Source organism: Thermodesulfovibrio sp. 3907-1M (genome assembly GCF_040450955.1).
In the GTDB taxonomy this organism is placed as follows: Bacteria; Nitrospirota; Thermodesulfovibrionia; order Thermodesulfovibrionales; family Thermodesulfovibrionaceae; genus Thermodesulfovibrio; species Thermodesulfovibrio autotrophicus.
On sequence record NZ_CP144373.1, the window covers coordinates 461,311 to 487,014 of the forward strand.

23 protein-coding genes and 3 tRNA genes are annotated in these 25,704 nt (G+C 38.1%); 17 read left to right on the forward strand and 9 right to left on the reverse strand.

What is annotated here, in order from left to right; all coding sequences use genetic code 11:
• Window positions 1–363: 363 nt before the first annotated feature.
• The 3 genes from V4D30_RS02505 (at window position 364) to V4D30_RS02515 (ending at window position 3,451) form a co-directional block, all read left to right on the forward strand.
• A tRNA-Val gene (locus V4D30_RS02505) sits at window positions 364–435 on the forward strand.
• Between the two features lie 504 nt (window positions 436–939).
• Complete coding sequence (locus V4D30_RS02510) at window positions 940–2,412, forward strand: alginate export family protein (protein WP_353684679.1); 1,473 nt, start codon at window positions 940–942, stop codon at window positions 2,410–2,412.
• A 730-nt stretch (window positions 2,413–3,142) separates the two neighbouring features.
• Window positions 3,143–3,451 (forward strand): GIY-YIG nuclease family protein, encoded by a 309-nt coding sequence (locus tag V4D30_RS02515; RefSeq protein WP_353684680.1) that lies wholly within the window; start codon window positions 3,143–3,145, stop codon window positions 3,449–3,451.
• Between the two features lie 714 nt (window positions 3,452–4,165).
• Here the strand turns inward: V4D30_RS02515 and V4D30_RS02520 are convergent.
• The 3 genes from V4D30_RS02520 to V4D30_RS02530 all read right to left on the reverse strand — a co-directional run bounded on the left by V4D30_RS02520 (window position 4,166) and on the right by V4D30_RS02530 (window position 4,873).
• Window positions 4,166–4,238: transfer RNA gene (locus V4D30_RS02520), tRNA-Ala, on the reverse strand.
• A 10-nt stretch (window positions 4,239–4,248) separates the two neighbouring features.
• A tRNA-Ile gene (locus V4D30_RS02525) sits at window positions 4,249–4,323 on the reverse strand.
• Between the two features lie 40 nt (window positions 4,324–4,363).
• Window positions 4,364–4,873 (reverse strand): rhodanese-like domain-containing protein, encoded by a 510-nt coding sequence (locus V4D30_RS02530; protein WP_353684681.1) that lies wholly within the window; start codon window positions 4,871–4,873, stop codon window positions 4,364–4,366.
• Window positions 4,874–4,990: 117 nt separating this feature from the next.
• Here V4D30_RS02530 and V4D30_RS02535 point away from each other — a divergent pair, with 117 nt between their 5' ends.
• On the forward strand, window positions 4,991–6,910 hold the full coding sequence (locus V4D30_RS02535) for a hypothetical protein (RefSeq protein WP_353684682.1): 1,920 nt from the start codon (window positions 4,991–4,993) through the stop codon (window positions 6,908–6,910).
• Here the strand turns inward: V4D30_RS02535 and V4D30_RS02540 are convergent.
• From V4D30_RS02540 to tolQ, 6 genes are read right to left on the reverse strand one after another with little or no spacing between them, the layout of a single operon-like run.
• On the reverse strand, window positions 6,858–8,687 hold the full coding sequence (locus V4D30_RS02540; protein WP_353684683.1) for a sugar phosphate nucleotidyltransferase: 1,830 nt from the start codon (window positions 8,685–8,687) through the stop codon (window positions 6,858–6,860). The genes V4D30_RS02535 and V4D30_RS02540 overlap by 53 nt on opposite strands.
• 12 nt (window positions 8,688–8,699) lie before the next feature.
• Window positions 8,700–9,869, reverse strand: a complete 1,170-nt coding sequence (locus V4D30_RS02545) for a DUF1343 domain-containing protein (RefSeq protein WP_353684684.1) — start codon at window positions 9,867–9,869, stop codon at window positions 8,700–8,702.
• The gene (locus V4D30_RS02550; RefSeq protein WP_353684685.1) at window positions 9,869–11,077 is read right to left on the reverse strand and encodes a hypothetical protein; all 1,209 of its coding nucleotides are present in this window, start codon (window positions 11,075–11,077) and stop codon (window positions 9,869–9,871) included. Before V4D30_RS02550 ends, V4D30_RS02545 begins: the two co-directional genes overlap by 1 nt.
• Window positions 11,074–11,718, reverse strand: coding sequence for a TonB C-terminal domain-containing protein (locus V4D30_RS02555; protein ID WP_353684686.1), 645 nt, complete (start codon window positions 11,716–11,718; stop codon window positions 11,074–11,076). The genes V4D30_RS02550 and V4D30_RS02555 overlap by 4 nt, the downstream gene beginning before the upstream one ends.
• Window positions 11,715–12,119, reverse strand: coding sequence for a protein TolR (tolR, locus tag V4D30_RS02560; RefSeq protein ID WP_353684687.1), 405 nt, complete (start codon window positions 12,117–12,119; stop codon window positions 11,715–11,717). The genes V4D30_RS02555 and tolR overlap by 4 nt, the downstream gene beginning before the upstream one ends.
• Entirely contained in the window at window positions 12,107–12,730 is a 624-nt protein-coding gene (tolQ, locus tag V4D30_RS02565; protein ID WP_353684688.1) for a protein TolQ, read from the reverse strand. Before tolQ ends, tolR begins: the two co-directional genes overlap by 13 nt.
• A 929-nt stretch (window positions 12,731–13,659) precedes the next feature.
• Here tolQ and V4D30_RS02570 point away from each other — a divergent pair.
• The 13 genes from V4D30_RS02570 to V4D30_RS02630 all read left to right on the forward strand — a co-directional run bounded on the left by V4D30_RS02570 (window position 13,660) and on the right by V4D30_RS02630 (window position 25,684).
• On the forward strand, window positions 13,660–14,586 hold the full coding sequence (locus tag V4D30_RS02570; protein ID WP_353684689.1) for a Plug domain-containing protein: 927 nt from the start codon (window positions 13,660–13,662) through the stop codon (window positions 14,584–14,586).
• A gap of 17 nt (window positions 14,587–14,603) precedes the next feature.
• Window positions 14,604–15,893, forward strand: a complete 1,290-nt coding sequence (locus V4D30_RS02575) for a TonB-dependent receptor (RefSeq protein WP_353684690.1) — start codon at window positions 14,604–14,606, stop codon at window positions 15,891–15,893.
• A gap of 13 nt (window positions 15,894–15,906) precedes the next feature.
• Entirely contained in the window at window positions 15,907–16,695 is a 789-nt protein-coding gene (locus V4D30_RS02580) for a P-loop NTPase (RefSeq protein WP_353684691.1), read from the forward strand.
• Window positions 16,682–16,807, forward strand: coding sequence for a hypothetical protein (locus V4D30_RS02585; RefSeq protein ID WP_353684692.1), 126 nt, complete (start codon window positions 16,682–16,684; stop codon window positions 16,805–16,807). Before V4D30_RS02580 ends, V4D30_RS02585 begins: the two co-directional genes overlap by 14 nt.
• Window positions 16,808–17,899: an iron ABC transporter substrate-binding protein gene (locus V4D30_RS02590; protein WP_353684693.1), complete on the forward strand. Its 1,092-nt coding sequence runs from the start codon at window positions 16,808–16,810 to the stop codon at window positions 17,897–17,899.
• Window positions 17,856–18,947: an iron ABC transporter permease gene (locus V4D30_RS02595; RefSeq protein WP_353684694.1), complete on the forward strand. Its 1,092-nt coding sequence runs from the start codon at window positions 17,856–17,858 to the stop codon at window positions 18,945–18,947. Before V4D30_RS02590 ends, V4D30_RS02595 begins: the two co-directional genes overlap by 44 nt.
• Complete coding sequence (locus V4D30_RS02600; protein WP_353684695.1) at window positions 18,948–19,703, forward strand: ABC transporter ATP-binding protein; 756 nt, start codon at window positions 18,948–18,950, stop codon at window positions 19,701–19,703.
• A gap of 19 nt (window positions 19,704–19,722) precedes the next feature.
• Complete coding sequence (locus V4D30_RS02605; protein WP_353684696.1) at window positions 19,723–20,124, forward strand: nucleotidyltransferase domain-containing protein; 402 nt, start codon at window positions 19,723–19,725, stop codon at window positions 20,122–20,124.
• A complete protein-coding gene (locus tag V4D30_RS02610; protein ID WP_353684697.1) occupies window positions 20,117–20,572 on the forward strand; it encodes a DUF86 domain-containing protein in 456 nt (151 codons plus the stop codon). The genes V4D30_RS02605 and V4D30_RS02610 overlap by 8 nt, the downstream gene beginning before the upstream one ends.
• 184 nt (window positions 20,573–20,756) lie before the next feature.
• Entirely contained in the window at window positions 20,757–22,961 is a 2,205-nt protein-coding gene (locus V4D30_RS02615; protein ID WP_353684698.1) for a TonB-dependent receptor, read from the forward strand.
• A complete protein-coding gene (locus tag V4D30_RS02620; protein WP_353684699.1) occupies window positions 22,931–23,926 on the forward strand; it encodes an ABC transporter substrate-binding protein in 996 nt (331 codons plus the stop codon). Before V4D30_RS02615 ends, V4D30_RS02620 begins: the two co-directional genes overlap by 31 nt.
• Window positions 23,913–24,914, forward strand: a complete 1,002-nt coding sequence (locus tag V4D30_RS02625) for an iron ABC transporter permease (RefSeq protein WP_353684700.1) — start codon at window positions 23,913–23,915, stop codon at window positions 24,912–24,914. Before V4D30_RS02620 ends, V4D30_RS02625 begins: the two co-directional genes overlap by 14 nt.
• Window positions 24,914–25,684, forward strand: coding sequence for an ABC transporter ATP-binding protein (locus V4D30_RS02630; protein WP_353684701.1), 771 nt, complete (start codon window positions 24,914–24,916; stop codon window positions 25,682–25,684). Before V4D30_RS02625 ends, V4D30_RS02630 begins: the two co-directional genes overlap by 1 nt.
• Window positions 25,685–25,704: the final 20 nt, after the last annotated feature.

Below are 25,704 nucleotides of genomic sequence, written 5' to 3' on the forward strand. Positions count from 1 at the left end.
AGATTCCTCGCTTGCGCTCGGAATGACAAATTGAAAGGTCATTCCGAGGGGCTCAATGCCATTTTCATTGTCATTCCGAGGGTGGCATTCCATTTTTTTTTGTCATTCCGAGGGTGGCATTCCACCCGAGGAATCTCTGAGTCTTCCGATGTCGAAAGAAACAAAGGAGATTCCTCGCCTGCTTACGCAGGCTCGGAATGACAAAGGAAAAAGGTCTGAATCACAAGGTATGGGCAGGCTCGGAATGACACCCCTTTTCTGTCATTGCGAGCCCGACGGAGTCGGGCGTGGCAATCTCCTCTTTAATGCGAAAAAACACTATTGACAATATCAGTAGAAAATTATTTATAATTAACAATCATCAGGCGCGTAGCTCAGTGGGAGAGCGCTTCCTTGACGCGGAAGAGGTCGTGGGTTCGATCCCCTCCGCGCCTACTGTAAAATCAATGGATTGGGAAAGCCACAAAATCAGCTGTCTTCTTTTTTCCACAGAGTGTATCCATAAATACACACCATAAAACACAAAAAAACAGCAAATAAAGGGATTTTCATCTGGCAGAAAAATTGCATTCATACTAAATGTCATTCCGAGGATGAGATTCCTCACTCTGCTCGTGCTCCGTTCGGAATGACAAACTAAAACTGTCATTCTTAGCTAATTTTTTTGTTATTCCGAGCCTGCGTAAGCAGACGAGGAATCCCCCCTTGACAAAGGGTAAAAACTATGCTAAAATTTTTTAAACTTGACAAAAAGGAGGTGAGAAGGCGAACACGGTGCAGTGGGGGGCAACCCCAAATCTGAGGAGAGACAGAGAAGGTTCTTTATGATGTGAGAATACTTTCTCTGTCATTCCAAGCGCAAGCGAGGAATCTCCTCCTTATTAATGTAGTACCACCGCCCTTGGCGGTGTAACTGAACTAACCGATGGAGGTTAGGAAGTGAAAAAGTATGCAACTATTTTAGCAGTATTGGTTCTTCTCTTAGGTCTTGCTGCATTGAGCTATGCAGCACCAGCAGAAATCCCATCAGACACAACAGCAGTAATCGCAAAAGGAAAAACCCAGATTACCCTCGGCGGTGAACTGCGTTTCAGAGGATTATATGGGAGCAATTTAGCAGTAAAAGATGAAGGATATTATGACACTAAAACTACTTGGTATCTTGATCCAACAAATGGGCAACCTAAGTCCACGACAACATTTACACAAAATAAAAACACTTCCTACTATGATTATCGTGTAAGGCTCAATCTTGAAGCAAAGGTTTCTCCAAATACAACTGGATATGTTGAAGTTGAAAGTAACAAAACTACCGACAATAGTTCTGAAAATGTAACCTGGGGTTCTGGCACAAAGGGTCCAAAAGGTAACTATCCCTTTGGTAACTGGCATGATGAGTCAAATCTTTACATTCGTCAGGCATGGATTCAGTATCAGGGTAGCGGACTTCTTGGTGTTCCAGCAGGCTTTAAAGTAGGTCGTCAGCTCATCAAGCTCGGCTACGGACTCTTCTTTGACCACTCCTACTATGGTGATGATGCTATCCTCGTATTCGTTCAGCCATTAAAAGAGCTCACAATTGCAGCGCATACAATCAAGTTTTATGAAGGATATCCATTTCTTAATGACGATTCTACAGCATATGGAATTCTTGCTGCCTATGCAGGAAAAGGCTTTGGTTTAAGCGCTGATATTACCTATGTTGATCATCAGAACATAGGTAATACAGGATTCGCTGGTCTTTTGCCAGATATTCATCTCTGGAACTTTGGTTTAAGAGGTAATGTTGATGACATTGCTGGAACAGGGCTTAACTTCAGAGCAGATGTTGAGTTCCAGACTGGTAAGATTAATGATTATAGCACTACAATAGATAATGTAAAACTCAGAGGCTGGGCAGCTCTTGCAGGACTTGACTACAAATTCAAAGCAGTTCCGTTAACACTTACAGCAGAGTATGCAATTGGTAGTGGTGACAAAGATAGCACAGACAATAAGATGGAAGCATTCATTACAGCTCTTGGTCCAGAGCAGCACTATACATTTATCTATGAATATCTTGCGCCAACTGCATGTAACTTCTCTCTCGGAACCAAAATTGGCACAGGTCTTTGCAATACCCAGTATGTGAAATTCGGTGGCTCATATGACATCACAAAAGACATCAATGCAAAGCTTTACGGCTACTGGTTAAGAGCTCAAAAAGCAGTAGCTATTAATAATAAGTCTTTAGAGAAAGACAAAGACCTTGGCTGGGAAGTTGATGCTACAGTAACCTATCAGATTGACAAAGGACTCAAATACTGGGTAGAAGGTGGCTACTTCTGGCCTGGCGATGCTTACAAGCTCAGCAGCGGAAAAGATGCTGCTGATGCCTGGGCAGTAAGACACGGAATCCAGCTCAACTTCTAATTGCCTTAATATGTAAAATTGAACGCACCGTGTTCGTCATACAGGCGGGGGACTCCCCCCGCCTTTTTTATTGATTCTTTCCTATGTTGCTATTCCGTTTTTTTCTTTTGTCGTTCTATTTTTTTCTTTCCGTTTTTTTCTCTGTCTTCTGTTTTTTCTCTGTCCTTCCGACCTTTTTCCTTTGTCATTCCGAGCCTGCCCATACCTTGTGATTCCGACCTTTTTCCTTTGTCATTCCGAGCGGAGCGAGGAATCTCCTCCTTACAATAGAGATTGCCACGCCCGACTTCGTCGGGCTCGCAATGACAGATTTGGGTTGTCATTCCGAGGCTGCCAGAGGCAGGCGAGGAATCTCCTTTGTTTCTTTCGGCATTGGAAGACTTAGAGATTCCTCGGGTGGAATGCCACCCTCGGAATGACAAAAAAAGTGGGATGCCACCCTCGGAATGACAATGAAAATGGCATTGAGCCCCTCGGAATGACCTTTCAATTTGTCATTCCGAGCGGAGCGAGGAATCTCCTTCGTTTCTTTCGGCATTGGAAGACTCAGAGATTCCTCGGGTGGGATGCCACCCTCGGAATGACAAAAAAAAGTGGAATGCCACCCTCGGAATGACAAAAAAAGGTGGAATGCCACCCTCGGAATGACAAAAAAAAGTGGAATGCCACCCTCGGAATGACCTTTCAATTTGTCATCCCGAGCGGAGCGAGGGATCTCCCCCTCTTTAAAATGTTAAAATATCTCATGCCAGAGCAATATTATGTTTACATAATGACAAACAAATACAACACAGTCCTTTATACAGGGGTTACCAATAACCTCATAAAGAGAGTATATGAACACAAAAACAAGCTTGTGAAAGGATTTACATCAAAATACAACATAACAAAACTTGTCTATTACGAAATTGCAAGAGATGTCAATGAAGCAATAAAAAGAGAAAAACAGATAAAAAGCTGGAGTAGGGATAAAAAAGAGTCTTTGATAGAAAGTATTAATCCGCAATGGAAGGACCTTTATGAAGAAATCGTTGAATAACGGAGGAGATTCCTCGCTTCGCTCGGAATGACAAAGTAAAGGTGGAATGCCACCCTCGGAATGACAATGAAAATGGCATTGAGCCCCGCGGAATGACCTTTTTTTGTCATTCCGAGCCTGCCAGAGGCAGGCGAGGAATCTCATTTGTTTCTTTCGGCATTGGAAGACTCAGAGATTCCTCGGGTGGGATACCACCCTCGGAATGACAAAAAAAGTGGAATGTCACCCTCGGAATGACAAAAAAAAGTGGAATGTCACCCTCGGAATGACAAAAAAAAGTGGGATGCCACCCTCGGAATGACCTTTCAATTTGTCATTCCGAGCGGAGCGAGGAATCTCCTTTGTTTCTTTCGGCATTGGAAGACTCAGAGATTCCTCGGGTGGGATGCCACCCTCGGAATGACAAAAAAAGCGGGATTACACCCTCGGAATGACCTTTCAATTTGTCATTCCGAGCGGAGCGAGGAATCTCCTTCGTTTCTTTCGGCATTGGAAGACTCAGAGATTCCTCGGGTGGAATGCCACCCTCGGAATGACAAAAAAAAGTGGGATGCCACCCTCGGAATGACAATGAAAATGGCATTGAGCCCCTCGGAATGACAAAAAGAGAAGTTTTGGATGACAGTAGAGAGGCTTGGGAGGCATTTAAAGAATTGGAAAGATACTCCATTACACTCAAAGTGAGAGAGTTTCACAAACTCTTGAAAAATAAAGTGGAGGCGAAGGGATTCGAACCCACGACCTCCTGCGTGCAAAGCAGGCGCTCTCCCAACTGAGCTACGCCCCCACATTCTCAATGGGCCTAGTTGGAGTCGAACCAACCACCTCACCCTTATCAGGGGTGCGCTCTAACCGAGCTGAGCTATAGGCCCATCAAAATTTAAATTAACCTAAAATGTTATATTTTGTCAATTATTTCTTAATGCCTTTGCCCATACCCTCTGGTTCACCCTTTTCTACAGGCTCTCCAGCCTTTGTCCATGCTTCAAATCCGCCTTTCAAATTGTACACATTCTTATAACCAAGCTTTTTCAAATCGCATGTTACTATTGAGCCTCTGCCACCTGTTTTGCAATAAATAAGATATGTTTTATTCTTATCTGGCAGCCATGTAAAAGCCTGAAAATCCATTAATCCTCTCGGAGCCCAGATTGCACCTGGAATGTGTCCTGCTACATATTCAGTATATTCCCTGACATCTACAATAACAGCACCCTTTTTGATAAGTTCCTTTGCTCCATTTACATCCACTACATTAATTCCACAATTCTGAGCTTCCTTTACTCTTTCATCACTGAGAGGAGTTGCAGCCCATGTAAAATTAACGAGAAGTAAGAGCAAAACTCCTGCGATTAGAAGGGTTGGAATAAAACTTCTTTTCTTACACCCATAATCACACGAAGCATTCACATAATTCCTCATTTTTAAACCTCCCTGAGTAGTTTTTACTCCTGCAAAGCAGGAATACTATATAGGAGTATATATCAAATGAATTATTTATGTCAATGGAAGAACCAGTTATACCCAGATGACCTTTATATGTTAAAATTAATTTCAATGACCTTTAAGCTTGGTAAAATCAGCGATTTAGCCTCACCTGTGACTGTCATAATTTTTTTCCTTCAATTTTTAGTAATCATTGGATATTTTAGTTATGACTACTACATGGATTCATCAGAAGGCTGTATTCAATGTCATGGCTCAAAAGAAAAAATGGCTGAGTTTGGATATCCACAGTTTTATGTAACTATAGAAGATGTCCGAAAACAGACAGGACACAGGACGGTCTTTTGCAGAGACTGTCATCTTGGTAATGGCAGAGCAAAGGACAAAGATGAAGCCCACAGGGGTATGCTTAAACCAATTTATGTGAAGGATTCAATGGATATTGTTGATAGAAAAATGCTTTATAAGAAAAACGATTTTGACCTGAATAGATTGATTCCACAGGGCAAAGACAGACTCTTTGATATGCTTCCAAAGGTAAAGGAAGACGGTGAACTTCATCTGCATCCACAAGTAAGAAATGTACTCTGGCATGATAGAAGCACTGAAAGTTTTAACTTTGACCCTGATATAGCAAAAAAAACATGCGGCAGGACAGGATGTCATGCAGATGAATTAAAGCAATTTAAAACCACAGTAATGGCTATAAACTTCAGACAGAGGACAATGGTTAGTTGGTTAAAACCATATGGTCCTCACAACTGCGGTCCTTCTTTCGCAGATCTTCCACCGGAGGAAGTTTTAAAAAAAGCAGGATTTGATTTTACAAATACTGAAAAGATTAGGAAAGAAATGAACATCCCTTTTACTGATGAACAGGCAATGCGTAGGCAGAAGATGTGTAACATCTGTCATGCTGGCTGTCTTGACTGTCACTATGCACCGAGTCGCGAAAAAGGCTCTCACGCATTTTTAAAACTGCCAGACTCTTACAGCTGTATGGGAAGAGGAAGAGGTAATTCTGTATGTCATACCGGTGCTGCTCAATCAAGAAGGGGTGAAACTTATATTGGTGGTTTTTATTCAATTCCACAGGGAAGAACTGCTGATATTCATTTCAAAAAAGGTATCAACTGTGTGGATTGCCATAAGGTAGGCAGGAAAGGCATGGGTGACATGACTCGTAAGGCAGACTGTCAGGACTGTCACATTGAAATTGAAAGAGCCCATGCAAAATCAATTCATAAAAATCTTACCTGCACAGCCTGTCATGTAACAGAAGCTGGTGGATATCAGATAACAGTGTGGGGGAGGGGGTATATAGGAGATAAACCAACGCCGTTTAAAAAATACTCACTTTATTATGGAGTTCAAAAACCATTGATTCTTATGAAAGATCAAAAAGGGAGGTGGTTCCCTGTAAAGATATTCCCCCACAGTGTTGGCAATATTAAAGAAGATGTTTTATCATCAGGACTTCGCTATAGATGGATAAACGGTGAAACGAAAGATATGTATTACATTGTTGGAACGGTTGATAATCTTCCTGCTGGTAACAACCACTTACTATGGTTTCAGATTGAGGAGGTTTCTCATCCTTTTGGAAAAGCAAGGGATTGTAAAAGCTGCCACATTGGAAGGCAGATTTCTGTGTCCACATGGCAGTATGAAGATACTCAGGGTGCAGAGCCTTTCAGAGGAGGATATACAATTGTTGCAGATGAGAAGGGCTTAAAAATAAAAGATTTTTGGCACACTAAAATAAATGTTTTACCGGGATTTGAATTAACAGATTTTGCCTCATGGATTTACTTCTCTGATAAGTGGTTCATTCCTGGAGATTTTTCAATAAAAGTTGACAGAAATAGATACACAGCATATTTAAAACTTTACGAAAGCAAGCTTAAAAGCCTCAGAAAACTTGAAAAAAAAGTTAAGGATGAAAAGGAACGAAAAAAACTTAAGGAACTAAAAGGGATTTTAATACACAACCCTGAACTAAATGTTTTTTGATTTTAAAAACAAGGTTTTTTAGCCCTGAAAGATTAATATGACATTCTTCAATGTCCTTTTCCAGTAAGTCTATTGCATAAGGAATAAACTTAAGGAAATTTCTTTTCCCTTTTTTTAATGATAGAAAGCCGTATGCTCCAAGAGCCTGCATATGTCTCTGGATTCTGCATAAAGAGAGCTCTTGTAAAAAAGCTTTTTCATCAAGCTCGTGGCTTTTGATATAGAAATTAACAAGCCTTATTCTTATTTCATCTTTAAGCTTTACATATGGATCCCAGAGAAGTGAAGCTATGTCATAACCTGCAGGTCCCCATCTTGCACTCTGATAGTCCACAAAATAGATTTTTCTATTTTTCAAAATTATATTCTGACTCTGTAAATCCCTGTGCAATATTACTTTTTGAGCTTTTGATAGAATTTCTGCAATCATATGGAAGTCTTCTTCCGGGGTTTCTTCAACTTTAAATATTTCTCTGACACATTCTTTTAAAAAGTAATCACTTTCCCAGAGAAAATAGGAGTAGTCAAATTCTGGAAGATTTAAATCAGTTGCTTCCTTAGATATTTTCCAGTGAAGTTTTCCAGCGTCTTCAACTATATTTTTATAGAGTGTTTCGATTTCTTCATCTGTTCTTTTGCATTGAAACCAGCTGTAAAGGGTTAAATCTCCAAGATCTTCAAAAACAATCGTTTTTTTATTTATGTCTACTTCAAGGATTTTAGGCACAGGGAATGCTTTTTCATGAAAAAACTCGTTTAAAACAATTGTTTTTTCAAAATCCTCTGATAGTTTTTCCCATGTGCAAAAGACTTTGTTATTTTCTCTGAGGTATTTTCTATCAGACCCACCAGAAGTTAATGTTTCAATGTGTAGTGTCTCAAATGGTATCATAAAGTTTTTACCAATTATGAGGTTTGAAAGGTAATCATTTTCAGGTTTAAATTCAGTCTCAGGCAGAATTATGATGTTTTTTCCCTTAAATGGCTTTGTTATTTTTACATCTCTCTCAATCACTATCTTACCTTCAGGTTCAATGAGCTCGCATCCAGAGGCTGAAGGATGAATATACAGGGAACTAAAGTTTCTCTTTAATTTATCAAAGACTGCACTGGCATAATCTCCAGGAGTTCCAATATCAAACCAGAAGCTGTATTTTACCTTAAAGGTGCTTACCCTGCATCCATTTTTAATTGCCTTCAGCCACAAATCAATAACTGATGAGGGACCTTCAGGTAAAAGTTCAAGCACATAAGCACTATAAATAGCAATTCCTGAAAAGGCAAGATGAGATTCATCGGAATCTCCAACTCCAAGCAAATTTCCATCTTCATCAACAATTAATTTATTGTGAGGCTTGTAATCGTGAACCAGAAGGGTTATTGAGTTTTCATTTTCTATGTGCCATTTTACTGCTTCTTTAATGTTTGCATCAGAGTAAATGTCTCCATTATGGACAATAAAAACAGAGTCTTTAAGAAACTCTTTTGCATTCCACAGTGCTCCGCCTGTAAGAAGAATCTCCTCTTCATAAAATGTTTTTAATGAAAGATTCTGCTTTTTTATGTAATCTTCAATCTCCTCTGCTTTATAATGCAAATTTATACCAATCTCTGTGGTCAGAGCATTTAAATTTTTAAAAATGTATTCAAGCAAGACCTCGCCAGCAACTGGCATTAATGGTTTGGGAATCTGCTCTGTAATGGGTCTGAGTCTCGTTGAATATCCTGCAGCAAGGATGAAGCCTTTAATACCCTTTAAGTATTCGCTGTCTTTCAATCCGTCCTCACCTTATTTATAAATTAGATAATTATTTCGTATTTTCTCAAACTCTTCGTTTTCTTCACTCCACCATTGTTCAATATCTTTTAGTGGGCTACCTTTTTCAATTTCTTCCCTCAATCTATATGAACCAGCAAGAATGTCAAATGGAAGTTTCTCAAACTCGTATTCATAGGGAGGTTCACGCCACAGATTAACTTCTGGATAAAGTTCCTTTACTGTAAGAAGGACTGCAATGGCTGTTTTGAAGGGTTTAAATTTTTCCCTGTCTATCACATGAATCTGTGCACCTCCGCATAACTTACCAGAAAATTTATTAAAAGTGGGATTGAAGTAAAGAGGTCTAAAAAATACTCCTTTCAACTTGAACTCATTCAGTCTCTTTACAAGTTTTTCAGGCTCTATAAAAGGTGCTCCAAATATTTCAAAGGGTCTTGTTGTGCCTCTTCCTTCGCTTAAAATAGTTCCTTCCAGAAGACACATTCCGGGATAAACTGTGGCAGCATCAATGGTTGGCATATTTGGTGAAGGAATTACCCAGGGTAGTCCTGTTTTATCAAACCATTGATTTCTCTTCCAGCCATAAAGAGGAATAACTGTAAGAGCAAGCTTCGGATAAAACTGCTGTCTAAAATACATGGCTATTTCACCTATTGTCATTCCATGGCGAACAGGCAATGGATGCAATCCTACGAATGATGAAAACTCTACCTTGAGCACAGGTCCTTCTGTTAGATGCCCTCCAATTGGATTTACTCTATCAAGGACAACCATCGGTATTCCCTTTTCCTCACAGGCTTCCATGCATAAAGCCATTGTCCAGATGAATGTGTAGTATCTTGCTCCAATATCCTGAAGATCAACAATGAAAACTTCAATACCGTCAAGCATTTGTGCTGTTGGCTTTCTCGTTTTTCCATATAAACTGTAAACTGGTAAGCCTGTTATTTTATCCACAAAACCTTCCCATTCAATCATGTTGTCCTGAGTATCTCCAAATATTCCGTGCTGTGGTCCAAAAAAAGCCTTAACCCTGATTTTTTTACTTTCAAATAGAATATCTTTCGTGTAAATGAGTTTTCTACTTACAGAGGCTGGATGAATAAGAACTCCAGCCCGTAAACCATAAAATCTCCTGGGAAGAGTTTTTTCAAATCTATCTATTCCTGAATGAACCATTATCTGCTACACGAGGGAAGATATCCATGTGTCAGGGATTTCTGAACAGCACCGTCAGAACTTATAAGATATATCTCTTTTTTTCCCCTTCTGTCTGACATTATCGTTAAAAAATGACCATCAGGACAGAAAGAAGGCTGCTCATTGTTACCCTGTCTTGTTACCTGGGTTTTTATACCTGACGATATGTCCATAACATAAACCTGAAAACTTCCATTAAGCCCTGAAAAAGCCAGTTTACTACCATCTGGACTTATAGCTGGCTCTGTATTGTATCTTCCGTTATATGTTGTTCTACTGATTTCTCTTCCTGAGTGCGTCATTTGATAAATTTGCGGGTAACCACCTCTATTTGAAACGAAAAATATAGAAGATTTTGTCCATCTTGGAGAAGTATCAATCCATCGGGATGAATATATTGTTTTTGTTTTTCCATAGATGTCAGAAATCTTAATTTCAGAGATCTCACCATCACTTTCTGAATAAAGGAACTCTGATTCATTTAATACATCACCCAATAAAAGCAATGCTTTGCTCTTTATAATCTCTTTGTTTGTTTTGGTTGTTGTGTCAAATACTTCTATTTTCCAGAATCTTCCGTGAAGACAGGAGTAAAAAATCTTGTTTCCTTTGAAAACAACTTTTGATATTATCTGTCTTCTCAGTCCTGTATCGTAAATAGTTTTCCCATTCCAGTTACTTAAAAAAATTCCCATAGTGTTTGATAGTTTTCTCACAAAAGCAAAGCGATTAAAGAATGGTGCTTCTTTACCTGTTAATAACCTGTATATATCAGAAGCAATAAGATTGCCTGTAGCTTGATCATTCTTTAAAGGATATTCCTTTACAAATATTGGCGATGAAGAAGTAACAGTAAAAACTTTCATTGAAATTTTGTTCAAAGTCTCAGCCCTTACAATAATCTCAACATCAGAGGACTTCCACAGGCTGGGGTCAAATGTCTCTTCTTTAAATGGAAAAGGTCCGTAAACCCTGAAATATTCTGTAAATTCAAGATCATCCTTTATGGTGTTAAATACAACAGGCAGTGTGTCAAATCCCTCAATTGCAAGAGCAAGTTTTTTAATTTCTGGTTGATTTATATCAAGATAGATTTTTTCTGCAAAAGCAGAACTTAGTGCTATAGAATGAAGGCAGAGAGTAAGAGAGATAGTGAAAACCATCAATTTTTTTAATCCTGAATTCATGGCTTAAACCTCAATCCTACAACAATCACGCTCTTAGGAGGTGGAAGAGGAGAGGAATTTTTAATTGCTATCAATACTGAAGAATCAAAAAGCATGTTTCCTGACTTTTGTTCAAATCCTTCAATGATAACCTGTCCATTTGAAAGAATTCGCACTGAAACTACTGCTTCAAGATTTTTAGGAACAGTATCAGGAACACTCCAGTGCTGTCTTATGATTCCAGAGATCAATGCTAAATAGCCTGATGAAACTCCACTTCCCTTAGTATTTTGTTCGCTTTTAAGTTCTACAGAGCCTGATTGAGCTTTTTCAAGGATTTTCTTTTTAGCTCTAAGGGCTGCAATTCTTTCCTGAAGAAGTTGCTCATCTTGTTTTGAAATTTTTGATTCTTTTTCTGCAGACTTCCTTGAAACTTTTATCTCCTCTGGTGGCTGTTTGATTGATTGAACTCTGCCAGGCGTTTTATTTTCTTCATTTGATGAGGCTGTTTGTGACTGAGCAGCAGTCTCTTGAATCAGTGTTACATATGTGAGATTTTTAAAATCTTTAACAGAATTTCTTACTCCAAAGATTAAAACCAGAATAAACAAACTGTGAAAAATGATAGATAGGAAGACAGAAGAATAAATTTTGCCTGTCATTTACTTTCTTTTGGCTCTGTTACCATTCCTATTTTCTCTATTCCAGCAGCTTTAACTTCCCCCATAACCTCGGCTACAAGACCGTAAGGAACGTCTTTATCAGCTTTTAAAAATACAGCAGTATTGCTTTCTCTGTATGAATTGAGTATTGAGGGTAGCTCATCTTTGTTAATTATTTTATCGTTTAAAAATATTCTGCCTTCCTTAGTAATGACAATGCTTATTTTTTCAGATTCTTCAAGACTTTTTCCTTTTGCCTTTGGAAGATTTACATCAATTCCCTGTTTTAAAAGAGGAGCTGTAACCATAAAAATAATGAGCAATACAAGCATAACATCAACCAGAGGAGTAACATTAATGTCTGCTATTGATGACCTTCTGCGAGGTGTTAATCCTGCCATGGGTATTTTAAGAGGGTTTCAGAAAAGTCATTGACTTCATTAATTATTTTATTTGCCTGAGATGTAAAGTAATTGTAAGCAATTACTGCAGGAATAGCTGCAAAAAGACCAGCAGCTGTTGTGACCAGTGCCTCTGCAATACCCGGTGCAACAGTGGCAATTGAAGCAGAACCTTTCAGCCCTATGTGTCTAAAGGCATCCATGATTCCCCATACTGTTCCAAAAAGTCCTATAAATGGAGTTGTGGAGCCTGTGGTGGCAAGAAAACCAAGATAACTTTCCACTTTATTTATTTCATCGGAGGAGTATTTTTTTGTAATAGCTTCAATATTGCTGGGGTTTTTACCGTAAGCCTCTGAGAAAACTCCTCTATAAAGAGAAGCAAGAGGGCTTAATTCAAATCTTTTAGCTATAGCAAAAAGCTCCTTTGCTCCATTGGAATTTAAAAAGGCTTCAAAGAATTTTTGATTTTCCTTTTTCATGTTTTTGAATAGTTTCCACTTGTAAAATATAACAGCCCAGGAAAGTATGGAGAAGAAAAGAAGTATAAGTAAAACAGCCTTTGCAACAACTCCTGTTTGTTTTATAAGGTCAATGACTGTAAGTTCCATAGACAAAATATTAGAACAATATCTCTATAAAAGTCAAATCCTGAACAGAGCTATTGAAAGATTCAGTCTTTTAAACTTTGAATTTTTAATCACCTTTAGGTGTTAGGTATCTGAATCTGCCTAACTAAGTTGTCATTCCATATCTTTATTGTCATTCCATATTTTTTTGTCCTTCCGAGGGACCTGTCCCGAGCTTTTATTTCTGTCATTGCGAGGGACTCAATGCCATTTTCATTGTCATTCCGAGGGTGGCATTCCACTTTTTTTGTCATTCCGAGGGTGGCATCCCACCTCTACTTTGTCATTCCGAGGGTGGCATCCCACCTTTACTTTGTCATTCCGAGGGTGGCATCCCACCCGAGGAATCTCTAAGTCTTCCAATGCCGAAAGAAACAAAGGGGATTCCTCGCCTGCCTCTGGCGGCTCGGAATGACACCCCTTTTCAGTCATTGCGAGCCCGACGAAGTCGGGCGTGGCAATCTCTATTGTAAGGAGGAGATTCCTCGCTCGCGCTCGGAATGACAAATTGAAAGGTCATTCCGAGGGTGGCATTCCACCTTTACTTTGTCATTCCGAGGGTGGCATCCCACCCGAGGAATCTCTAAGTCTTCCAATGCCGAAAGAAACGGAGGGGATTCCTCGCCTGCCTCTGGCGGCTCGGAATGATAAAAAAAGTCGGAATGACAAAGAAAAAGGAACGGAATGACAACCACTGTCTGAGTGTCTCTTTAATTCTGGATTCATCTGTTGACTTAAACTATAAATTTATGCTTTAATATTTTAACCCACGAAGGGTAAAACATGGTCATGAAGGCCGTGGATGGCATGAGCCAGCCACGGCTTTTTTTATTAATCAGACTCATGAAGAGTCTCAAGCCTCTCTGAAGGGAGCAGAGTATTTATAAAATTTTTCAAGGAGGGGCGTAGAGATGATTTTTCAGACTTTTTTATGCATTATGTTTGTTTTATGTCTTTTTTTACCTGTTTTTGCAGAGGAAAAGGATGCAAAGCTTGAGGAGATCGTGGTTACTGGAGAGAAAATTGTTGTTCCCACAAAGCAAACTGGAGAGACAGTTTACACTGGAACAGAGATAACCACAAAGGGAATTGAACTTTCTGGAGAGAGAGGGAAAACAAATGTATACGAGGCAATTTCAATTCTGCCAGGTGTTGTTTTTGAAAGCGTTGATGCAAATAATTTAGCAACAGAGCAGGCAAACATAAGAATCAGAGGAGTAAGAGGTTATCTTGGAGCAATGACTGTTGAAGGAATCCCGAATTATGGTGGAAATCCAATGGGACCAAGAGCATACATCTATGACCTTGAAAACTTCCAAAGCATAGCGGTTTACAAAGGAGCAGTTCCTGCTGATTTAGGTTCAGGAGTTGGGAATAGAGGTGGTGCTATTGAGTTGAGGCCACTTTGGGCTCAAAAAGAAATTGGGTTAAAGTTGTCTCAATCAATAGGTTCTTTTGAGTATAAGAGAACCTATCTTAGATTTGACTCTGGAGAAATCAAACCAACTGATACAAGATTTTCTCTTTCCTACTCTTTTACAGGGCAGGATAAATGGAAAGGTCCTGGAGAGATTGGACCAAGAAATAATTTGAATTTTACCCTTGTTCAGCCAATCGGGAAAAACATAGAAATCAAAATCTGGGGAAACTTCAATGAAATAAAGCATGACAAATATCGCTTCTTCACTTATGCTCAAACAAAAGATCTTGATCAGTACTATCGCCTTGAATTCAATAGCTCAATAACAGGAATTCCTGCACAGGATTATCTTTATTACAAATTTAACAGAGAATATCAAAAAACAGAGATCTCTTCGCATCAATTACTGCAAAGGTAACCGAATATTTAAAAATTGTGTTAAAACCATATATTTCGAAAGAGGATGCTAAAATATGGGATGGCTCATCAAATATTTCAGGTAAACCAGGAGTTCAGCAAAGAACAAGAGACATTGAAAGAAAGGGTATCATAGCAGAGATTGCCCTTGATTTTAATACAGTGAAAGCAACCGCAGGCTATAACTATGAATCAGCTGATATGAATATTTACTCTGAAAACTACTGGATTAACTCAGACGGTAGCCTGAGTTACAGAGGTTATGGAGTTTTAGCAACTACTGGAACTACCTATGTTAACAGTCCCTACTTAAAAGTTGCAGGAACTATAGATAAATTTAACTGGCAGGCAGGTATTAAATATTTTAAGTTTAAAGATTCAGCCAGTGAAGGATATAGAACTATTTTTGTTGGAGGCAATCCTGTACTAACGAGAGCACCATACCTTGATAGAAAAGCAGAGACATATGATATATGGCTTCCAACAGCTGGTGTATCCTATACTTTTAATGAAAACATAGAAGCATACTTAAGTTATGGAAGAAACTATATAAGACCATATGCCTACATGCCAATTTTAAATTTATATAACCGACTTTACAATCAATTTGTAGCTGCAGGAATTCCGATAAGTGATCTATTTAAAAACAGAGACATTGAACAGTCTGACAACATTGACATAGGCTTAAGATTTCGCAAGGATTTCATAGAGGTAAATCCAACAATTTTTCTCTCAAGACATAAAAATCTTTTGACAACAATTACTGATCCGAGAGTTATTGATCCATCCACAGGCAAACCTGTAAACTACCAACAAAACATAGGGAAAGCAAAGGGATATGGCTTTGAAATAGGAACCACTGTTTTTGCCTCTGACTGGCTCACTTTTTATCTCAATCCCACATTCAATCATCTGACTTATGATGGGAATATAACTTACTCGGGTAAAACTCTCTCTACAGATGGTAAACAGGTGGTTGATGTCCCAAAGTGGACTGTTGTAACAGGACTCATTGCAAAATATAAGGACTTTGAGATAATTCCTCAGATGCGTTATCTTGGAAAAAGATATGGAGATTGCGAACACAAAGAAGAAATTCCTTCTTATGCAGTGTTTGATTTAAAACTAAACTATGTTAAGGAAAAAGTAGGAATGCTCAAGGCATTGAAAATATCACTGGAGTTTGACAATATATTCAATAAAAAGTATGTTTCTGTAATCAATGCAATGGACGATGCTGTATCAAACACAACTTATGGAGTGGGCGCTCCATTTACAATGAGAGGATCTGTATCATTTGCTTTTTAAGGAGGATCAGATAATGAAAAAGATTGCAGTATGTGGAAAAGGTGGAGTTGGTAAAAGTTTTATTGTTTACGCACTTGCAAAGGCTTTTTTAAAGAGAGGCAAGAGAGTTCTTGTTGTTGACTCTGATGAAAGCAATCAGACACTTTATAGGCTTTTTGGCTTCAATGAACCTCCCTTTTCTTTTATGGATTTTCTTGGAGGTAAAAAAAGTGTGCAACAAAGTCTGATCAAGAGATTTCAGTCTGGAGAAAAAGAGCCAAAAATGAGCGTGATTGAAAAGGATACATTCAGCATTGATGATATTCCAGCGGAGTTTATCAAGAAAGATGGCAATCTGGCTCTTGTTTCAATAGGTAAAATTAAAGAGCCGATGGAAGGATGTGCTTGCCCGATGGGAGTTGTAAGCAGGGAGTTTCTTGAAAAGATTGAGTTGCTGGATAATGAAGTTATAGTTGTTGACACAGAAGCGGGTGTGGAGCATTTTGGAAGAGGTATAGAAAAGGGGATTGATACAGTTGTGGCAGTTGCAGAGCCTTATCTTGACTCTATTGAAGTTGCTGAGCGAGTAGTTGGACTTGCTCAAAAGATGGGTAAAAATGTTTATTTTATTGTCAACAAACTGCCTGCTGAGATTGAAACTAAAGTTAAAGAGACAGTTCAGAAAAAAGGATTGCCTCTTTCAGGCGTGATACATTTCTCTTCTGATGTTTATAGTTTTTCAATTGATGGAAAAATTCCAGAAAACTCTGAAGCATTCAGAGAAGTTGGGGAGGTTTTAGAGAGTATTTATGCAGGAGTATGAGTTCAGGTCAATTGGTTATGTAAGGAATAAAGCAGAAAGTCTGCTAAGGCACTGGAGTGTTTCTATTTGGGATGGAGAGATTGTTATTGAATACAGACCACAGGGAGGATAAATGAAAAAGGTTTTATTTACAATATGTTTCATTTTTATTCTTGCATCCTATGTCAGTGCAAAAGAGATGGTTACAGTAACTGACATGGCTGGAAGAAAGGTTACAATTCCGAAAAAAGTTGAAAGAGTTGTTGCACTATCTGCTTCATTGCGCTATATTGTTTATCTTCAGGCATTTGATAAGGTTGTAGGAATTGAGGGAGTAGAAAAACAGAGTGTCATGAGAGGTAATCCTGCTACAGGAAAGGTATACTGGCTTGCAATAAAGGATAAAGTTCAGAATATTCCTTCAATTGGTGAAGGCGGACCAGGAAAGCTTCCTGATTTTGAAAAACTTATCACTGTAAAGCCTGATCTGGTTATAACCTTTGAAGTTGACAATGCTGAGTTGATTCAGAGTAAAACAGGGATTCCAGTTGTTGTTATTCAGTATGCAGGGACAGAGGGATTCAGAATTGAAGATATTAAGAATACCTTTACATTTCTTGGAAAGATTCTTGATAGAGAAAAAAGAGCAACAGAGCTAAACAAATACATTGAACAATGCATTTCGGACCTAAAAAAAAGAACAGCAAGTTCAGCCAGACCAACAGTTTACATAGGTGCAATTAGCGCAAGGGGTGCTCATGGAATAACAAGCTCTGAAGCCCATTATCCGCCTCTTCAATGGATTAATGTTAAAAATGTGGTTGATGAAATTGGTAGAATTGGACATGTTTTCATTAACAGGGAAAAGCTTCTCGTATGGAATCCTCAGTATCTGTTCATTGATACAGGTGGAATCTCTCTTGTAAACGATGATTACTTAAAAAATAAAGAGTTTTATAAAAAACTTAAAGCAGTAAAGAACGGAAAGGTTTACACTGTTTTCCCATATAATTTTTACAGAACAAATCTTGAGATTCTCCTTGCCAATGCCTATTTCATAGGCAAAGTTATCTATCCTGATAAATTCAGGGATATAGAGCCACGAAAAAAGGCAGCAGAGATATTTAAGAAATTTCTTGGAATGGATGTTTACGATGATCTAAAACGAGTATACAAAGGATATGGAAAAGTTGAGTTTAAAGACTCAGGAATTACTGTCCACTGAGCATTCAATAAAAAAACAGTATCTTAAGTCCTTTTATTCAAAGATTGCCTTTGGATTTTTTTTGTTTGCTCTCCTTATTGTAGTGGCAGCTGTCTCTGTTTCAACGGGTTCAATGAATCTTCCAGTAAGTGAAGTTATCAGAGCTATATTCAATAACACTGAAAACTCCTATGTAGTATGGAATATAAGATTGACGAGAACAGTTGGTGCTATTCTTGCAGGAGCATCCTTAGGAGTTGCAGGTGCTGTAATGCAGAATGTGCTTAAAAATCCATTGGCTTCTCCATTTACGCTTGGAGTTTCTCACGGTGCTGCATTTGGTGCCGCCTTTGCAATAATTTTTCTTGGGGCTGGACAGCCCCATTCATTTGGAACTGAGTCGGTAACAGTATTTAAAAGTTATCCCGTTGTAATTTCAGCATTTGCTGGAGCGATTCTTACAGTTTTGCTGATTCTTTTTATTTCGTTTCTTAAAAATATAACTTCAGAGGCAATAATTCTTGCCGGTGTTGCATTGAGTAGCCTTTTTGGTTCAGCAACCATGTTTTTACAGTATTTTGCCAGTGATTTTCAGGTGGCTGCAACTGTTTTCTGGACATTCGGAGACATAGGAAAGGCAGGATGGCTTGAAAACAAACTTATGTTTATTGCCTTTTGCCTTTGTTTTGTCTATTTTTTTCTTAATAGATGGAATTTTAATACAGTGCTGTGGGGAGATGAAGTGGCAAAAAGTCTTGGTGTTAATATAAAGTTCTTGAGAGTCTCGGGAATGTTTTTCAGTGCCTTAGTTGTCTCTGTTTGCACTGCCTTTCTCGGGATAATAGGATTCGTTGGATTAATATCTCCTCATATTATAAGGCTTATCATTGGCAGTGATCACAGATTTTTAATCCCTTACTCAGCCATTTTTGGTGCAGTCTTGCTTTCCGTTTCTGATTTGATTGCAAGAACAATAATTTCTCCGTCTGTTTTGCCTGTTGGGATTATAACTTCCTTTGCAGGTGCACCCATGTTTTTTTATTTACTTATAAGAAGGAGAAGATTTTAAATGCTTAAGATAGAAGAGCTTTCAGCTGGTTATGCAGACAGAGAAGTTCTCAAGGGAGTTAATCTGGAATTTAGTGATGGATTTGTTCATGCTATACTTGGACCAAATGGCTCTGGTAAGTCAACTCTCTTAAGAACCATTGACAGAATCATAAAACCAGCGAGAGGCACAGTTTACATAGATGGTGCGGATATAAGAAAGTTTTCAGCAAGAGAGACTGCCAAGAGAATTGCCTATCTGCCTCAACGGTCAAACTCTACACCATATAGCTCGGTTTTTGATGCCATACTTCTTGGAAGAAAGCCTCATATATTCTTTGAACCAACTGAAAGAGACCTTGAAGTGGTTGAAAAAATAATTGATAATTTCGGGCTTAAAGATTTTGCTTTCCGTAAGATCAATGAACTAAGCGGAGGCGAAGCACAGAAAGTTCTTATAGCAAGAGCTCTTGCTCAGCAACCCAGGGTGCTTTTGCTTGATGAGCCTGTAAACCATCTCGATCCAAAAAATCAGATTGAGATACTTCAAATTTTAAAGAGATTAACGGAGAGTTTAAATCTCACCACAATCATTGTTTTACACGACATTAATCTTGCCATTCAGTTTGCCGATTATTTTATTTTTATGAAAGATGGTAAGATTTACCAAACTGGAGATATCAACATAATTGAACCCTCACTGATAAAAGATGTTTACGAAATTGATGTAAAAATAATAGAGCTTAACGGAAGAAAGTTTGTAATAGCCTCATTTTAGAAGATGTTATAATATCCCTATGGATTTATCCCAAAAAAAGTTTGACGAAGAAAAATTTAAATCTCTTGGTGTGGTTGCCATATTGATTTTTGGCTCTTTAGTTGAAGGCACATTTCATAAGGGAAGTGATATTGATTTTGCAGTATTGTTCAGAGATAAAACCTTACCTATGAAGAACCCTGTAAAAGTATATGGAGAAATTTACAGTGAAATTTCAAAAAACTTTAAAGGAAAGATTGACATTGTTTATTTACATGAAGCTCCACTTAGTCTTCAATTTAATGCTGTCACAGAAGGGCTGCTGCTCTTCTGCTCTGATACTGAGTTTTACGATGAATATAAGGACAAAGTTATAATGCAGTATCTTGATTTTAAATACTTTGAAAACATATTTAACGAGGCAGTGTTAGCAGATGATTAGATGTAGAGAAATAAATATCTCAAAAATGACAACTATTCTTTCACAGATTCATGAGGCATTGGAAGAAATGGATATTTTAAAAAGAATCAATAAAGATGATTTCATCAAAGATAAAAGAAACTACATTATGGCAGAACACTATTTAAGAAGAGCAGTTGAGGGCATATTAACAATTGGTAGTCATTTGCTTTCACGATTGGGAGCAAAAACAAAAGATTATCAGGAGATAATATTAAGCCTTGGTAGATATGGTCTTATTCCTGAGGATTTTGCTGAAAAAAATAAAAATCTTGCAGGATATAGAAACAGACTCGTTCACATTTACTGGGAAGTAACTCCTGAGGAGCTTTACACAGTAATAAATCAGCATTTTGAGGATATTTCAAATTTTTATAACTATTACAAAGCTATATTAAAAAATCCTGAAAAATACGGATTTAATAAATGATGTTGACTTAAACTATAAATTTCTGCTTTAATATTTTAACCCACGAAGGGTAAAACTTGGTCATGAAGGCCGTGGATGGCATGAGCCAGCCACGGCTTTTTTTATTAATCAGACTCATGAAGAGTCTCAAGCCTCTCTGAAGGGAGCAGAGTATTTGTAAAATTTTTCAAGGAGGGGCGTAGAGATGATTTTTCAGACTTTTTTATGCATTATGTTTGTTTTATGTCTTTTTTTACCTGTTTTTGCAGAGGAAAAGGATGCAAAGCTTGAGGAGATCGTGGTTACTGCTACAAGAACAGAGACTTCAGCTGAGTCTGCACCGGCATCTGTAAGCATTGTAACAAAGGAGAAAATTGAGCTTAAAGCACCTAAGAGCATTGACCAGACATTGAATGATGTCCCTGGTGTATTCGTAAGAAGAGGCAAAGGTTTGATGGATACTCTTTCATTTATTACTTTGAGAGGTATTCCTGATCAGAAAAGAACACTGATTCTTATGGATGGAGTGATTCTAAATAATCCATATACAGGCAATGTAAAGATGGGCGGATACTATCCAGAAGACCTTGAAAGAGTTGAGGTTGTTAAAGGACCTTTTTCATCACTTTATGGTGGATATGCAATGGGTGGCGTTGTAAACTTTATTACGAAAATGCCTGAAAAGAGGGAGTTTACTTTTAAAACAGGATATGGCTCAAGCTGGGACAGAGGAAAAGCAATGGATGATATGAGAAGAATTTACGCATCCTATGGAGATAAACTCTGGGATAGATTAAGCATATTTTTAAGTTATGGCTGGCAGGGAACAAACGGATATCCAACTGATTTGAATGTTCAGACATCAAAGCCAACTACAGGAATTACTGGATATGAAATAACTTCAACAAGAGAGGGTAAAACAGCCTATTTAATTGGTGATAAAGGAGATAATCGTTGGTGGGATGATGGAATTACAATAAAAGCACAGTATGAATTCACAAAAGATACAAAAATAAATTTTGCCTTTATGAGAAACCGTTATGAATACAACTATGATGACCCTCATACATATTTAAGGGATGCTTCTGGCAATCCTGTATGGAAATATGGAAGTGTAAGTGAAAGTACATTTCTTCCAGGTGCTGGAGGGAGAATTCAGAATACATATAAGATTGGATTAGAATCAAATCTTTACAAAGACTTAAAAATGAAGCTGAATCTTTCATACCTTGATACAGAAAAAGACTGGTATGTAACAACTTTATCTCAGGCAACAAGGTCTGGATGTGGCTCAGATCCGACAAAATGTGGTTATGTATCAAATACTCCTGCAGAATCATACATGGCTGACTTACAGTTTAGTCTTCCAGTTTTTAACAATCAAATTCTTACTTTTGGTGGTTCCTTCAGGCACGGATATGCAGATACAAAGGAAAAGTATTTAAAAGACTGGAGAGACGAAGATTCAACAACAACCTTAAAGTACGAATCAAAGGGAAAGGATAGAACATACGCTATTTTTATTCAGGATGAGATAATGCTTCTCAATAATTTGACTGCTTATGTAGGTTTTAGAGAGGACTGGTGGAAAACCTATGATGGATATGTAAATGATGTCGGCAAAGCTGGTTATCCAAAGGATTATCCATCAAAGTCAAAATCCTCCTTTTCACCAAAGTTAGCTCTTGTTTATAAACCCTTTGATACAACAACTCTTCGTGGCTCAGTGGGAAAAGCATTCAGACCTCCAACAGTATATGAGCTTTACAGAACATGGACATCATCTACAGGAATTACATATGCTGCAAATCCTAATTTAGATCCTGAAACTGTTGTCTCATGGGATATTGGAGTTGAGCAAAAACTGTGGAAAGGTGCAAAAGTCTCTTTAACATATTTTGAGAACTACATGAAGGATCTAATTTATCGTAAAACAGTTACATCAAAATATCAGGAACTTGTTAATGTTGGAAAAGCTGAATCAAGGGGGGTTGAGTTTGAGATTGAGCAAAGATTTGAAAAATGGCTGAGATTATTCAGTAACTTTACATATACTGACTCTAAAATTAAAGAAAATGAAGCTAACCCAAAAACTGTTGGATGCAGACTTACATATACACCTCTGTGGAGAGCAAATATTGGGGCAGAGTTTGAAAAATCAGGATTTTCAGCCATGGTTATCGGAAGATATGTGGGTAAGTGGTTCAGTAATGATGATAACTCAGACTATGTCAACAATGTCTATGGCTCCTATGACCCATACTTTGTTGTTGATGGAAGAGTATCTTACCAGCTTACAAAGTTTGCAAAGCTGAGTTTCTCAGTGGACAATATCTTTGATAGAAAGTACTATCAATACTACAGAGCACCGGGAAGATCATGGTTTACAGAGCTTACATTAAACTTTTAGCTTTTTTAATTACATTAACATGGGTAGGGGCAACTTATGCCTCTACCTATACTGTAGTTGACAAGCTTGATAGAAAGATTACTGTTGAGGTTCCTGTGAAAAGAGCGGTGATTGTCATTTCTTATGAACTCATTCCTGCATTGAATATATGGAATCAAGTAGCAGGGGTATCCCGCTGGGCAGAGGAGCACTGTGATCTTTATAAAGCAATTGTTAAGACAAATCCTCAATTGAGAAAACCAACTGTAGGTGCAGGCTCTGATGTCAATGTTGAAGCAGTTCTTAAGCTTAATCCTGATATTGTGATTACTTGGACATACAATCCAAATACCATAAAATTTCTTGAAGAAAAAGGTATCAATGTAATAGGAATATATCCTGACAGCCTGAGCGAGCTTTATGAAGTAATGAGAATTCATGGAAAGCTTTTTGGAAAAGAAAAAAGAGCAGAGGACATTATTTCAGAGATGAAGAAAATTTTCAAGCTTATAAAAGACAGGGTATCAAAGATACCAATGAACAAAAGAAAAAAAGTTATACATCTTGGTGGAAAACCAACAACAGTTTCAGGTGCTGTTGGTGTTACAAATGATGTGATTGAGATTGCAGGTGGAGTAAATCCTGCCAACTCAATAAAGCAGAGGAATATGGATGTATCAGTGGAAAAAATTATTCAGTGGAATCCTGATGTGATTTTTATATGGGGCTCAGCAGGATACAATGAATCGTGGCTCTACAATAACTCTCAATGGAGATTTGTAAAGGCAGTAAGGGAGCATAAAGTTTATAAACTTCCAAAGTGGTCCACATGGTCACCAAGACTTGCACCAGTAGCGCTATACATGGCAATGAAGATTTATCCTGAAGCATTTAAAGATATTGATTTTGAAAAAATTGCTGACAGCTTCTACCGAAAAGTATTCGGAATATCCTATTATAATGTGAGGCAGTATGAAGGGTATTAAGGTATTGTTAATTATTGTTTCTCCTCTTTTGATTGGCTGGTTTGCGCTTTTTTTGGGTGCCTATGGAGTGACACCTGTTATGGTTTTAAAGATACTGCTTAATGAAGCCCTTCACGTTTTTGATATAGGCGATATTCCTGAAAAAGCGATAATCATTGATATAAGGCTTCCGAGAGTAATTCTTGCCGGGCTTGTTGGAGCAGCACTGTCTTGTGCAGGGGTGACGCTTCAGGGAATATTTCGTAATCCACTTGTTGACCCTTTCATTCTTGGTGTTTCAGCAGGTGCAGCTTTTGGATGTGCCATAACAATTGGATTTTTAAGCTATCTACCAATTCAGCTTATGGCTTTTGTTTTTGCAGTAGCATCAGTTGTTATTACCTACTCTGTTGCAAGAACACAGGGAGAGGTATCCCGTCTTCCTCTTATTCTCTCAGGAGTGATTGTTTCAGCCTTTTTTACAGCAATGGTTTCAATTGTGAAGTTTCTTGTTGACCCTCATAAGCTTCAGAGCATTGTTTACTGGTTGATGGGAAGCTTTTCTCTTGCTGACTGGAATACAGTAAAGATGGCAGGTATAGGTATTTTTGCGGGAATTTTTCCCATATTTCTCATGCGATGGAGGCTTAATGTTATGAGCATGGGAGAGGAGGAAGCAAAATCTCTTGGTGTGAATATATCAAGGGATAGAATTCTTTTCATTGGATTTTCAACTCTTGCAGTTGCAGTTGCCACATCTGTTACAGGGATTATTGGCTGGGTTGGTCTTATGGTTCCTCATCTTGTAAGAATGCTTACAGGTCCTGACCATAAAACTCTTTTGCCATTGAGTCTTGCAGCAGGAGCATCATTTATGATTTTAGCTGACACTGTATCAAGAACCCTTACGAGTTTTGACATTCCTGTGGGAATAGTAACAGCAATTACAGGAGCACCGTTTTTTATATATTTGATGAAAAGAGGCGGAAAGCAAGCTTGGGGCAAGTGATGCTTGAGGTTAATGAGCTATTTTTCAGACATAAAGGTGAAAGCAGGGATGTCATTAAGGGAGTAAGCTTTCAGGCTAAAAAAGGACAAATAACTACCATTCTTGGACCAAATGGCTCAGGAAAAACAACTCTTTTTAAATGTATCTCAGGTTTGTGGAAGTATTACAGGGGTGAGGTGAGGGTAAATGGAGCTTCAGTTGAAGGTCTCTCATTCAGAAAAAGGGCTCGTTTTTTTTCAGTTGTTCCTCAGGAGCATGAGCCACCTTTTTCATACTCTGTTTTTGATGTGGTTTTAATGGGAAGAGCAAGTTATGTGGGAGTTTTTTCGTCTCCAGGGAAAAGAGATTATGAGAAAGTAAGTGAAGCATTAAGCATTGTTGGGATTGAGCATCTTAAGGATAATCCTTATACAAAGATAAGTGGTGGAGAGCGTCAGCTTACATTGATAGCCAGGGCAATCGCACAGGGTGCGCCTGTAATGCTACTTGATGAGCCAACAAGTCATCTTGACTTTAGAAATCAGATAAATGTGCTTAAAAAAATTAAGGAAATTGTAAGAGAAAGACAATTGACTGCTGTAATGACTCTTCATGACCCCAATCTTTCAGGATTTTTCTCAGATAAAGTTGTTGTAATTAATTCAGGAGCAAAGGTTGCAGAAGGCAAACCAGATGATATCATTACTGAGGAGCTGATTAAAAGGGTCTATGGTGTGGATGTAAAAAGAAGCTTTATTGACGGGCAGAGCATAATATGTCCAGTGCTGTAAATCAGAAAGTAACCATCTTC